This is a genomic window from Streptomyces sp. NPDC051109 (assembly GCF_044455885.1).
Classification (GTDB): Bacteria; Actinomycetota; Actinomycetes; order Streptomycetales; family Streptomycetaceae; genus Streptomyces.
Window position 1 is genome coordinate 38,646 of record NZ_JBITFF010000008.1, and the last position, 11,213, is coordinate 49,858.

An 11,213-nucleotide genomic window follows, 5' to 3' on the forward strand; every position below is an offset into this window, starting at 1 on the left:
ACCTCCACCAGGTCGAGGGTCAAGCGGGCCCGGCGCCGCCACGCCGGGCCCGCCCGTCCGCGGCCTCAGGCCTGGCGGCGGATCTCCACCATGCGGAAGCGGTTCGAGACGAAGGCCCCGTCACAGAGGGCCGCGTTCGCCGCCGGGTTGCCGCCCGAGCCGTGGAAGTCCGAGAAGGCCGCGGTCTGGTTGACGTAGACCCCGCCCGTCAGGTTCAGGGAGAGCTGCGCCGACTCCTCCAGGCAGACCTCCTCGATCGCCCGCTCGGTGTCGGCCGACGTGGTGTAGGCGCCGACGGTCATCGCGCCCTTCTCCCGCACCGTGCGGCGCAGGAGGTCCAGGGCGTCCGCCGTCGAGTCGACGGCCACCGCGAAGGACACCGGGCCGAAGCACTCCGACAGGTACGGGGCCTCCGGATCCGGCTTGGACGCGTCCAGCTTCACCATCACCGGCGTACGGACCACCGCGTCCGGGAACTCCGGGTTCACCACCTCGCGCGAGGCCAGTGCCACCTCCCCGAGGCCGGCAGCCGCCTCCAGGCGGGTCTTGACGTCCGGGTTGACCAGGGCGCCGAGCAGCGCGTTGGCCCGGGCGTCGTCGCCGAGCAGGCCGCCGACCGAGGCCGCGAGGTCGGCGACGACCTCGTCGTACGACTTGCGACCGGCATCCGTCTCGATGCCGTCCCGCGGGATCAGCAGGTTCTGCGGGGTGGTGCACATCTGGCCGCTGTACAGGGACAGGGAGAACGCCAGGTTGGAGAGCATCCCCTTGTAGTCGGAGGTCGAGTCGACGACGACCGTGTTGACGCCGGCCTTCTCCGTGTAGACCTGGGCCTGGCGGGCGTTGGCCTCCAGCCAGTCGCCGAACTCCGTCGAGCCGGTGTAGTCGATCAGCTTGATCTCGGGGCGGACGGCCAGGGTCTTGGCGATGCCCTCACCCGGCCGGTCCACGGCCAGCGCCACCAGATTCGGGTCGAAGCCCGCCTCGGCGAGGACCTCGCGGGCCACCTTCACCGTCAGCGCCAGCGGGAGCACGGCGCGCGGGTGCGGCTTGACCAGCACCGCATTGCCCGTGGCCAGGGAGGCGAACAGGCCCGGGTAGCCGTTCCAGGTCGGGAAGGTGTTGCAGCCGATCATCAGGGAGATGCCGCGCGGCACGGCCGTGAAGGTCTTGCCGAGTGCCAGCGGGTCCCTCTTGCCCTGCGGCTTCGACCAGTCGGCCTGGCCGGGGACGCGGGTCTGCTCCTCGTACGCGTAGGCCACCGCCTCCAGGCCGCGGTCCTGCGCGTGCGGGCCGCCCGCCTGGAACGCCATCATGAAGGCCTGGCCGCTGGTGTGCATGACCGCGTGCGCGAACTCGTGCGTCCGCGCGCCGATCCGGGACAGGATCTCGATGCAGACCAGGGCGCGGGCCTCGGGCCCGGCGTCCCGCCAGGCGCCCATGCCGGCCTTCATCGCGGGCAGCAGCACGTCCGGGTCAACGTGCGGGTACTCGACGCCCAGCTCGGGGCCGTACGGGGACACCTCGCCGCCGGCCCAGCCGTCGGTGCCGGGCTGGCCCAGGTCGAACCGGGTGCCGCGGACGGCCTCGAACGCGGCGAGCCCGTCGGCCGGCGCGGTCTCGCCGTAGGCCTTGGGGTGCTCCGGATGCGGGGACCAGTAGGCGCGGCTGCGGATGGCCGCCAGGGCCTGGTCCAGGGTGGACCGGTGCTTGTCGGACAGCAGGGGGACGGTGAGCTCGGCGGCCATCAGGGACCAACTCCTCGTTGAGCCGGGCAAGATCAGGCTGGGTCGCAGACTGAGATCAGGCAGGGGCGGGTGAAGAAGAGCAGACTGGAGTTAGAGTAACCGAACGATCGGTCGGGACAAGAGGGCCCGGCAGGCCTGTGGATAACCCGGTGCGGGAGGATCAGGACATGACAGCAATCGAGCGGGCCCGCACTGTGGCGGTCGTCGGCGCCGGCACCATGGGACAGGGCATCGCCCAGGTCGCCCTCCTCGCAGGTCACCGGGTGCTGATCTACGACATCAACGCCACGCTCGCCGCCGGCGGCGTCGGAATCGTCCAGGACCGCGTCGACCGCATGGCCGCCAAGGGCCGCCTCGACCGCGCCGAGGCCGAGGACGCGATCGGCCGGATCGAAGCGGCTTCCGCCCTCGCCGACCTCGCGGGCGCCGCGCTCGTCATCGAGGCGGTCGTCGAGGACGTCGCCGTCAAGCGCGCACTCTTCGAAACGCTCGAAGAGGTGGTTTCGCCGGATGCCCTGCTGGCGACCAACACCTCCTCCCTCTCCGTCACCGAGCTCGCCGCCGGCCTCGCGCACCCCGGCCGCTTCCTCGGCCTGCACTTCTTCAACCCGGCCCCGCTGCTCCCGCTCGTCGAGGTGGTCAGCGGTTTCGCGACCGACCCGGCCGCCGCCGAGCGCGCGTACGCCACCGTGCTGGGCTGGGGGAAGACGCCGGTCCGCTGCGCCGACACCCCCGGTTTCATCGTCAACCGGATCGCCCGCCCCTTCTACGCCGAGGCCTTCGCGGTGTACGAGGAGCAGGGCGCCGACCCGGCCACCATCGACGCCGTGCTCCGCGAGAGCGGCGGTTTCAAGATGGGCCCGTTCCAGCTGACCGACCTGATCGGCCAGGACGTCAACGAGGCCGTCACCCGCTCCGTGTGGGAGTCGTTCTTCCGGAGCCCCAAGTTCACCCCGTCCCTCGCGCAGCGCCGACTGGTCCAGTCGGGCCGCCTGGGCCGCAAGTCGGGGCACGGCTGGTTCCCGTACGGCCCGGACGCCGAGGTCCCCGCCCCGCACACGGCCGGTCCCGAGGAGGCCCCGGAGAAGGTCACCGTGGTCGGCGACCTCGGTCCCGCCGCCGGGCTCGTCGAGCTGCTGGAAGAGGCCGGGATCGCGGTCACCTCCACCGAGCACGGGGGCCCGTACATCCAGCTGCCCGGCGAGGGCCAGCTGGTGCTCGCGGACGGCAAGACCTCGATCGAGTTCGCCGACGTCGTCTACTTCGACCTCGCGCTCGACTACCGCGGGGCCACCCGGATCGCGCTCTCCGCCGGCGAGGACACCAGCGAGCGGACCCTGGCCGAGGCGGTCGGCCTCTTCCAGAGGCTCGGCAAGAAGGTCTCCGTCATCGGCGACGTGCCCGGCATGATCGTGGCTCGTACGGTCGCGATGCTGATCGACCTGACCGCCGACGCCGTCGCGCGCGGCGCGGCCACCGCCGAGGACATCGACACGGCGATGCGGCTCGGCGTCAACTACCCGCTGGGCCCGTCCGAATGGCACGACCGGCTCGGCCGCGACTGGGCGTACGACTTGCTGCACCACCTCGACGAGCGCTGTCCCGGCGGCCGCTACGCGCCCTCGCTGGCGCTGTTCAAGCTCGGCTACACCGAGGGCGAAGAGGGCGAAGAGGGCGAAGAGGGCGAAGAGGGCTACGAGGGCGCCGCGGAGGAGACTGCATGACCACCGCGAAGCGGGACACCTACACCCCCGAGACGCTCCTGTCCGTCGCGGTCCAGGTCTTCAACGAGCGGGGCTACGACGGCACCTCCATGGAGCACCTCTCCAAGGCGGCGGGCATCTCGAAGTCCTCGATCTACCACCACGTGGCGGGCAAGGAGGAGCTCTTGCAGCGCGCCGTCAGCCGTGCGCTCGACGGGCTCTTCGCCGTACTGGAGGAGCCGGGCGCGGTACGCGGCCGGGCGGTCGAGCGGGTCGAGTACGTCACGCGCCGCACGGTCGAGGTCCTGGTCGCGGAGCTCCCGTACGTGACGCTGCTGCTGCGGGTACGGGGCAACACCCGGACCGAGCGCTGGGCCCTGGAGCGCCGCCGCGAGTTCGACCACCAGGTCGCGGAGCTGCTGAAGGCGGCCGCGGCGGACGGGGACCTGCGGGCGGACGTGGACATCCGGCTGGCCACGCGCCTGCTGTTCGGCATGGTGAACTCGCTGGTGGAGTGGTACCGCCCGCACCCCGGCACGACCGCGGACCAGCTGGCCGACGCCGTGGTCCACATGGCCCTGGACGGCCTGCGGACGGTTCGCGGCTAGCTCCGCGACATGATCCGTACGATCAGGCCGCATATTTTCTGATGAACTGCTGTGCGAACTCTGTACGATGAGCGAGCTTTCGAACGCGTTCAAGCAGTAACAGAAAATGGGGGGCCGGTGCGCAGTCGCCGTCTTGTAGTTTCCGCTGCCGTTGTCGTCGCGGCCAGCGTTGGTTTCATCCCGGGCATGGCCCAGGCGGCCGGTCCGGCCGCGGGCTCGTCCGCACCGGTGGCCAAGGGGGTGTCCGCTCCCGGAGCGGACCTGGCCAAGCTCGGTACGACCGGTGCCAAGACCTTCCACAGCCCGAAGGAGCGCTCGGTCCGCAAGACCCTGCCCGCGGCCAAGGGCAAGGCTTCCGCGAACGCCACCGCGCAGGGCGCGGAGACCGCCGCCGCGGGCAACCCGGAGCTGGGGCTCGTCCTCGACGCCGGCGCCACCTCCGCCCACGGCATCGAACTGCGGGCGCAGGTCGTCAGCGTCCAGGGCGCCACGCTCATGGTGACGTACGACTGGGGCGACGGTTCGACCGACGTCTCCGACGCCTACCCGGGTCAGGAGGTGTCGGCCAAGCACACCTACGCCAAGGTCGGCGAGTACAACGTCAAGGTCACCGTCAAGGACTCGACGAACCAGGTGGAGGTCGTCAACGAGCTCCCGCTGTCGACGCTGGGCGCCGACTTCACCCCGTACGCCCCGACACGTCTCCTGGACACCCGGGACGGCACCGGAGCCCCGCGGGGCATGGTGCAGGCGTACTCCTCGGCCAAGGTGAAGATCGCCGGCAACGGCAAGATCCCGGCGGGTGTCACGGCCGTGGCCCTGAACGTCACCGCGACCAACACCTCGAACCCCGGTCACGTCACGGTGTTCCCCGGTGGCACCACGCGTCCGACGACGTCCAACGTCAACTTCGTGGCCGCGCAGACCGTCCCGAACATGGTGATCGTGCCGGTGGGCAAGGACGGCACCGTCGAGCTCTACAACGGCAGCTGGACGGCGATCGACCTGATCGCGGACATCACGGGCTACTTCACCCGCACCGCGGCCAGCGGCTACACCCCGATCACCCCGGTCCGCGCCGTGGACACCCGTTCCGGCCAGGGCGCGCCCCAGGGCCAGGTCGGGGGCCGCAAGTCGATCGGCGTGCAGCTCGGCGGCTGGTACGTGCCCTCCAACGCCACCGCCGTGGCGCTGAACGTGACCGTCACCAACCCGCGCGAGGCCGGTCACCTGACGGCCTACCCGAGCGGACAGCAGGCCCCGAACACCTCGAACCTGAACTTCACCGCACGGCAGACCGTCGCCAACTCGGTGGTCGTCCCCGTCGGCGCCGACGGCAAGGTCAACATCTTCAACGGCGCCTGGGCGGGCACCGACGTCATCGTCGACGTCGTCGGCTACTACAGCCCCGACAGCTCCGGGGCGTTCATGTCCATGGCGCCGGTCCGCAGGCTCGACACCCGCAGCTGGGGCCAGGGGCCGATGTACGACGGGGGCTACATCTGGATGCCGATGTCCACCCAGGACAAGGGCATCACGGGCGTCGTCCTGAACACGACGGTGACCAACACGAGGGCCGACGGATTCCTGTCGGTCGCGCCGGACCCGAACACCCGGGACGACTACGCCAACGGGAGGGACGTCTGGCCGGCAACGCCCACGGCGTCCACGCTGAACTGGACGGCCGGCCAGACCGTCCCGAACCTGGTCCAGGCGAGCACCGGCAGCACCGGGATCGTCGACTTCTGGAACCGGAGCTGGGACACCGCGGACCTGATCGTCGACATGTTCGGCTACTACGACACGAAGTGACCGTCGCGCAGCCGGCCTCGTGAAGAGCCCCGGGAAGGCCCTCAAGGCCTCCCGGGGCTCTGCCGTTCCCGGGCGTCGGCCCCCGGCGCCCGCTACTCCTCGGAGATCGCCGGGGAGCCGTTCGGTCCGGGGCCGGAATCGAGCAGATCCGTTTCCTCGAACACCAGCAGGGTGCGGGTCGACAGCACCTCCGGGATGGACTGGAGGCGGGTCAGGACCAGCTCGCGCAGCGTGCGGTTGTCGGGGGTGTGGACCAGCAGCAGGACGTCGAAATCGCCGCTGACCAGAGCGATGTGCGCCGCGCCCGGCAGCTCGCGGAGCTTCTCGCGGACGGTGCGCCAGGAATTCTGGACGATCTTCAGGGTGATGTACGCGGAGGCGCCCTGGCCCGCCCTCTCGTGGTTGACGCGGGCCGTGAACCCGCGGATCACGCCATCGTCGATCAGCCGGTTGATCCGCGCGTAGGCGTTCGCGCGCGATACGTGGACCTGCTCGGCCACCGACCGTATCGACGCGCGGCCGTCCGCCTGGAGCAGGCGCATGATCGAACGGTCGATGGGATCCAAGGGGCGCGGAGGGGTCGGCGGGTTCTGTGGGGCCGAAGGCGCACCGCCCGGCGGCACCGGTGCGGAACCCGGCGTGGAACCCGGTGCGGCCATTTGTTCATCCGGCATTGCCCACTGCCTCCCTCTCCTGGACGTCCTGCACCCATCCCAGGGCTCCGGCGCCACTTTGTCCACAGCCTGGAGCCGCCTGTAGCCAAATTGCGCCATCGACCGAACAATCGGTTGGTGAGGCGCCTCACAGCCGAGTCGCCCTGCCCGCTTCCCACGAGGAGGTGTACGCCGCCATGACGGTCCAAGAGCTGCCCGGTGCCGGTGCATCCCACCGCTCCACCCCGCCGCCCGCCTGGAGGCCCCGTACGGATGCCGCCCCGCTGCTCCCGGACCCCGAGCCGTACCGGGTGCTGGGCACACCGGCCGCCGAGAAGCTCGACCCCGAGCTGATGCGCCGCTGCTACGCAGAGCTGGTGCGCGGCCGCCGGTACAACGCCCAGGCCACCGCCCTCACCCGGCAGGGCCGACTGGCCGTGTACCCCTCCACCGTCGGCCAGGAGGCCTGCGAGATCGCGGCCGCGATGGCCCTGGAGGAGCAGGACTGGCTGTTCCCGAGCTACCGCGACACCCTCGCGGCCGTTGCGCGCGGACTCGACCCGGTCCAGGCGCTGACGCTGCTGCGCGGTGACTGGCACACGGGGTACGACCCGCGCGAGTACCGGATCGCCCCCCTGAGCACCCCGCTCGCCACCCAGCTGCCGCACGCGGTCGGCCTGGCGCACGCGGCCCGCCTGCGCGGTGACGACGTGGTCGCCCTCGCCATGGTCGGCGACGGCGGCACCAGCGAGGGCGATTTCCACGAGGCGCTGAACTTCGCGGCCGTCTGGCAGGCCCCCGTGGTCTTCCTCGTCCAGAACAACGGCTTCGCCATATCGGTCCCGCTCGCCAAGCAGACCGCCGCCCCCACCCTGGCCCACAAGGCCGTCGGGTACGGGATGCCCGGCCGCCTCGTCGACGGCAACGACATCGCCGCCGTGCACGAGGTGCTGTCCGAGGCCGTCCGGCGGGCCCGGGCCGGCGGCGGACCGACGCTGATCGAGGCGGTCACGTACCGCATCGAGGCCCACACCAACGCCGACGACGCGACCCGCTACCGCGGTGACGCGGAGGTCGAGGCATGGAAGGCGCACGACCCGGTGGAGCTGCTGGAGCGCGAGCTGACCGCCCGCGGAATGCTGGACGAGGCGGGCATCCAGGAGGCCAAGGACGCCGCCGAGGCGATGGCCGCGACCCTGCGCGAGCGGATGAACGCCGAGCCCGTGCTCGACCCGATGGACCTGTTCGAAAACGTCTACGCGGAGCAGACCGGCCGGCTCCGCGAGCAGGCGGAGATGCTGCGCGCCGAGCTCGACGCGGAGGAGCAGTCGTGACCACGGTGGCCGTGAAGCCGGCGACGATGGCGCAGGCGCTGCAGCGGGCCATGCGCGACGCGATGGCGGAGGACCCGACGGTCCACGTCATGGGCGAGGACGTCGGGACGCTGGGCGGGGTCTTCCGTATCACGGACGGCCTCGCGAAGGAGTTCGGCGAGGAGCGCTGCACGGACACCCCGCTCGCGGAGGCCGGGATCCTGGGCGCCGCGGTGGGCATGGCCATGTACGGGCTGCGGCCGGTCGTGGAGATGCAGTTCGACGCGTTCGCGTATCCGGCGTTCGAGCAGCTGATCTCGCACGTGGCGAAGATGCGCAACCGGACGCGCGGCGCGATGCCGCTCCCGATCACCATCCGGGTGCCGTACGGCGGCGGGATCGGCGGGGTGGAGCACCACAGCGACTCCTCCGAGGCGTACTACGTGGCCACTCCCGGCCTGCACGTGGTGACTCCGGCGACCGTGGAGGACGCGTACGGGCTGCTGCGCGCGTCGATCGCGAGCGACGACCCGGTGGTCTTCCTGGAGCCCAAGCGGCTGTACTGGTCGAAGGCGGAGTGGAACCCCGCGACGCCGGCCGCCGTGCCGGGGATCGGGAAGGCACTCGTCCGGCGTACCGGCACGAGCGCCACGCTGATCACCTACGGGCCCTCGCTGCCGGTGTGCCTGGAGGCGGCCGAGGCGGCGCGCGAGGAGGGCTGGGACCTGGAGGTCGTGGACCTGCGCTCGCTCGTCCCGTTCGACGAGGAGACCGTCGTGGCGTCCGTCCGCCGCACGGGGCGCGCGGTGGTGGTCCACGAGGCGAACGGCTTCGGCGGACCGGGCGCGGAGCTCGTCGCCCGCATCCAGGAGAAGTGCTTCCACCACCTGGAGGCGCCGGTGCTGCGGGTGACGGGCTTCGACATCCCGTATCCGCCGCCGATGCTGGAGAAGCACCATCTGCCCGGTGTGGACCGGATCCTGGACACCGTGGCCCGCCTGCAGTGGGAGAACTGATGCCGCAGGTAATGGAGTTCAAGCTCCCCGATCTCGGGGAGGGACTGACCGAGGCCGAGATCGTCCGCTGGCTGGTCGCGGTGGGCGACGTCGTCGCCATCGACCAGCCGGTGGTCGAGGTGGAGACGGCCAAGGCGATGGTGGAGGTGCCGTGCCCGTACGGCGGTGTGGTCACCGCCAGGTTCGGGGAGGAGGGCACGGAACTCCCCGTCGGAGCACCGCTGATCACGGTGGCGGTGGGTGCGGGGGCGGCCCCGGAGGCGGAGCCCGAGGATTCCGGCTCGGGCAACGTCCTGGTCGGCTACGGGACGGACCACTCGCGCACGGCGCGTCGGAGGCGGGTGCGACCCGGCTCCGCAGCGCCTGCCGGTGCCGCTGCTCCCGCACCCGCTCCCATCGCGACCGCACCCCCGGTGACCGCTCCCGCCGCTCCCGCTCCCCCGGCGACCGGTCCCGTAGCCGTGATCTCGCCGCTCGTGCGCAAGCTGGCGCGGGACCACGGGATCGACCTGCGCGGGCTCAGCGGGTCCGGGCCCGACGGGCTGATCCTGCGCGCGGACGTGGAGGCGGCACTCCGGGCGCCGGAGCCGGCTCCCGTCGCCGCCCCCGCGGCGGCCGCGCCGGCGGGCGAGCGGGTGCCGCTGAAGGGCCTGCGGGGCGTGGTGGCCGAGAAGCTGTCGCGCAGCCGCCGGGAGATCCCGGACGCCACGTGCTGGGTCGACGCCGATGCGACCGAGCTGATGGCGGCGCGGGCCGCGATGAACGCCGTGGGCGGGCCCAAGATCTCGGTGCTGGCGCTGCTGGCCCGGATCTGCACGGCCGCGCTGGCGAAGTACCCCGAGCTCAACTCGACCGTGGACCTCGCGGCGAACGAGATCGTACGGCTGCCGTCCGTGCACCTGGGCTTCGCGGCGCAGACGGAGCGCGGGCTGGTGGTCCCGGTGGTCCGGGACGCGCAGGCCCGCAACCCGGAGTCGCTGTCGGCGGAGTTCTCCCGTCTGACGGAGCTCGCCCGGGCCGGGAAGCTGGCCCCGGCCGACCTCACCGGGGGCACGTTCACCCTCAACAACTACGGGGTGTTCGGGGTGGACGGCTCCACGCCGATCATCAACCACCCGGAGGCAGCCATGCTCGGCGTCGGCCGGATCGTGGCGAAGCCGTGGGTCCACCAGGGTGAGCTGGCGGTCCGCCAGGTCGTCCAGCTTTCGCTGACCTTCGACCACCGGGTCTGCGACGGCGGTACGGCGGGCGGCTTCCTCCGCTACGTGGCGGACTGCGTCGAGTCCCCGGCGGTTCTGCTGCGTTCGCTGTAGCCGGTGCCTGCGGGGCTCCCTCCCCGGAAGGGGAGGGAGCCCCGCGCAGCGGGACCGGCCGGTCAGGTCGTCAGCAACAGCTTGCCCACGTGGGTGCTCGATTCCAGCGTGCGGTGGGCCTCGGAGGCTTCGTCCATCGGGAACGACCCGTGCACCACCGGGTTCACCCGGCCCGCGACCACCAGCGGCCAGACGTGTTCTCGTACGGCGGCGACGATGGCCGCCTTCTCCTCCAGCGGGCGCGCCCGCAAGGAGGTGGCGGTGATGGCCGCCCGCTTCGCCAGCAGCGCGCCCAGGTTGAGCTCCGCCTTCACCCCGCCCTGGAGCCCGATCACCGCGAGCCGGCCGTTCACGGCCAGCGCGTCCAGGTTCCGCGCCAGGTACTTCGCGCCCATGATGTCCAGGATCACGTCCGCCCCGGCGCCGCCCGTCGCGGCCCGGAGCTCCGCCACGAAGTCCTGCTCCCGGTAGTCGATCAGGATGTCCGCGCCCAGCTCCCCGCAGCGGGCCAGCTTCTCCGGGCCGCCCGCCGTCACCGCCACCGTGGCGCCGACCGCCTTCGCCAGTTGGATGGCCATGGTGCCGATGCCGCTGGAGCCGCCGTGCACCAGCACCGTCTCTCCGGGGCGCAGGCCCGCCACCATGAACACGTTCGACCACACCGTGCAGACCACCTCGGGCAGCGCCGCGGCCGTGACCAGGTCCACGCCGACCGGGACCGGCAGCAGCTGGCCCGCCGGGACGGCCACCCGCTCCGCGTACCCGCCGCCGCCGAGCAGGGCGCACACCTCGTCGCCCACCGCCCAGCCGGACACCCCCGGGCCGATGGCGGCGATCCGCCCCGAGCACTCCAGGCCGGGGTAGGGGGAGGCGCCGGGCGGAGGATCGTAGAACCCCTGGCGCTGGAGGATGTCGGCGCGGTTCACGGCGCTCGCCGCGACGTCGACGAGGACCTCGCCCTCGCCGGCCACCGGGTCGGGTACCTCGGCCCAGACGAGGGCCTCGGGGCCGCCGGGCTGTTCGATGGTGATCGCATGCATGGCCCGG

General features: G+C 72.0%; 9 protein-coding genes. 6 read left to right on the forward strand and 3 right to left on the reverse strand.

Annotation, left to right across the window (positions count from 1 at the left end; genetic code table 11):
• Positions 1-65 precede the first annotated feature (65 nt).
• Complete coding sequence (paaN, locus tag ACIBAD_RS16850; protein ID WP_398907415.1) at positions 66-1,748, reverse strand: phenylacetic acid degradation protein PaaN; 1,683 nt, start codon at positions 1,746-1,748, stop codon at positions 66-68.
• Positions 1,749-1,915: 167 nt separating this feature from the next.
• On the opposite strand from paaN, the gene ACIBAD_RS16855 reads away from it, so the two are divergent.
• The 3 genes from ACIBAD_RS16855 to ACIBAD_RS16865 all read left to right on the forward strand — a co-directional run bounded on the left by ACIBAD_RS16855 (position 1,916) and on the right by ACIBAD_RS16865 (position 5,871).
• Positions 1,916-3,472: a 3-hydroxyacyl-CoA dehydrogenase gene (locus ACIBAD_RS16855; protein ID WP_398907417.1), complete on the forward strand. Its 1,557-nt coding sequence runs from the start codon at positions 1,916-1,918 to the stop codon at positions 3,470-3,472.
• Positions 3,469-4,059, forward strand: a complete 591-nt coding sequence (locus ACIBAD_RS16860; RefSeq protein WP_030153098.1) for a TetR/AcrR family transcriptional regulator — start codon at positions 3,469-3,471, stop codon at positions 4,057-4,059. Before ACIBAD_RS16855 ends, ACIBAD_RS16860 begins: the two co-directional genes overlap by 4 nt.
• Before the next feature lie 186 nt (positions 4,060-4,245).
• On the forward strand, positions 4,246-5,871 hold the full coding sequence (locus ACIBAD_RS16865) for a PKD domain-containing protein (protein ID WP_134072779.1): 1,626 nt from the start codon (positions 4,246-4,248) through the stop codon (positions 5,869-5,871).
• Between the two features lie 92 nt (positions 5,872-5,963).
• Here ACIBAD_RS16865 and ACIBAD_RS16870 read toward each other — a convergent pair whose 3' ends face one another.
• Positions 5,964-6,545 carry an Lrp/AsnC family transcriptional regulator gene (locus ACIBAD_RS16870; protein ID WP_398907420.1) on the reverse strand — a complete coding sequence of 194 codons (582 nt, stop codon included), beginning with the start codon at positions 6,543-6,545 and terminating at the stop codon, positions 5,964-5,966.
• A 176-nt stretch (positions 6,546-6,721) separates the two neighbouring features.
• On the opposite strand from ACIBAD_RS16870, the gene pdhA reads away from it, so the two are divergent.
• The 3 genes from pdhA to ACIBAD_RS16885 are packed head-to-tail and all read left to right on the forward strand — an operon-like array spanning position 6,722 to position 10,166.
• The gene (gene pdhA / locus ACIBAD_RS16875) at positions 6,722-7,858 is read left to right on the forward strand and encodes a pyruvate dehydrogenase (acetyl-transferring) E1 component subunit alpha (protein ID WP_134072777.1); all 1,137 of its coding nucleotides are present in this window, start codon (positions 6,722-6,724) and stop codon (positions 7,856-7,858) included.
• Between the two features lie 26 nt (positions 7,859-7,884).
• Positions 7,885-8,853, forward strand: a complete 969-nt coding sequence (locus tag ACIBAD_RS16880) for an alpha-ketoacid dehydrogenase subunit beta (RefSeq protein WP_234343255.1) — start codon at positions 7,885-7,887, stop codon at positions 8,851-8,853.
• Complete coding sequence (locus ACIBAD_RS16885; protein WP_398907422.1) at positions 8,853-10,166, forward strand: dihydrolipoamide acetyltransferase family protein; 1,314 nt, start codon at positions 8,853-8,855, stop codon at positions 10,164-10,166. Before ACIBAD_RS16880 ends, ACIBAD_RS16885 begins: the two co-directional genes overlap by 1 nt.
• 62 nt (positions 10,167-10,228) lie before the next feature.
• Here ACIBAD_RS16885 and ACIBAD_RS16890 read toward each other — a convergent pair whose 3' ends face one another.
• The gene (locus tag ACIBAD_RS16890) at positions 10,229-11,206 is read right to left on the reverse strand and encodes an NAD(P)H-quinone oxidoreductase (protein WP_398907424.1); all 978 of its coding nucleotides are present in this window, start codon (positions 11,204-11,206) and stop codon (positions 10,229-10,231) included.
• Positions 11,207-11,213 lie beyond the last annotated feature (7 nt).

Coding starts and splice junctions, on each gene's coding strand:
- ACIBAD_RS16865 (WP_134072779.1), top strand. CDS start 4,246: ATGGCCCAGGCGGCCGGTCCGGCCGCGGGCTCGTCCGCACCGGTGGCC.
- ACIBAD_RS16855 (WP_398907417.1), top strand. CDS start 1,916: ATGACAGCAATCGAGCGGGCCCGCACTGTGGCGGTCGTCGGCGCCGGC.
- ACIBAD_RS16860 (WP_030153098.1), top strand. CDS start 3,469: ATGACCACCGCGAAGCGGGACACCTACACCCCCGAGACGCTCCTGTCC.
- ACIBAD_RS16890 (WP_398907424.1), bottom strand. CDS start 11,206: ATGCATGCGATCACCATCGAACAGCCCGGCGGCCCCGAGGCCCTCGTC.
- ACIBAD_RS16880 (WP_234343255.1), top strand. CDS start 7,885: ATGGCGCAGGCGCTGCAGCGGGCCATGCGCGACGCGATGGCGGAGGAC.
- ACIBAD_RS16870 (WP_398907420.1), bottom strand. CDS start 6,545: ATGCCGGATGAACAAATGGCCGCACCGGGTTCCACGCCGGGTTCCGCA.
- pdhA (WP_134072777.1), top strand. CDS start 6,722: ATGACGGTCCAAGAGCTGCCCGGTGCCGGTGCATCCCACCGCTCCACC.
- paaN (WP_398907415.1), bottom strand. CDS start 1,748: ATGGCCGCCGAGCTCACCGTCCCCCTGCTGTCCGACAAGCACCGGTCC.
- ACIBAD_RS16885 (WP_398907422.1), top strand. CDS start 8,853: ATGCCGCAGGTAATGGAGTTCAAGCTCCCCGATCTCGGGGAGGGACTG.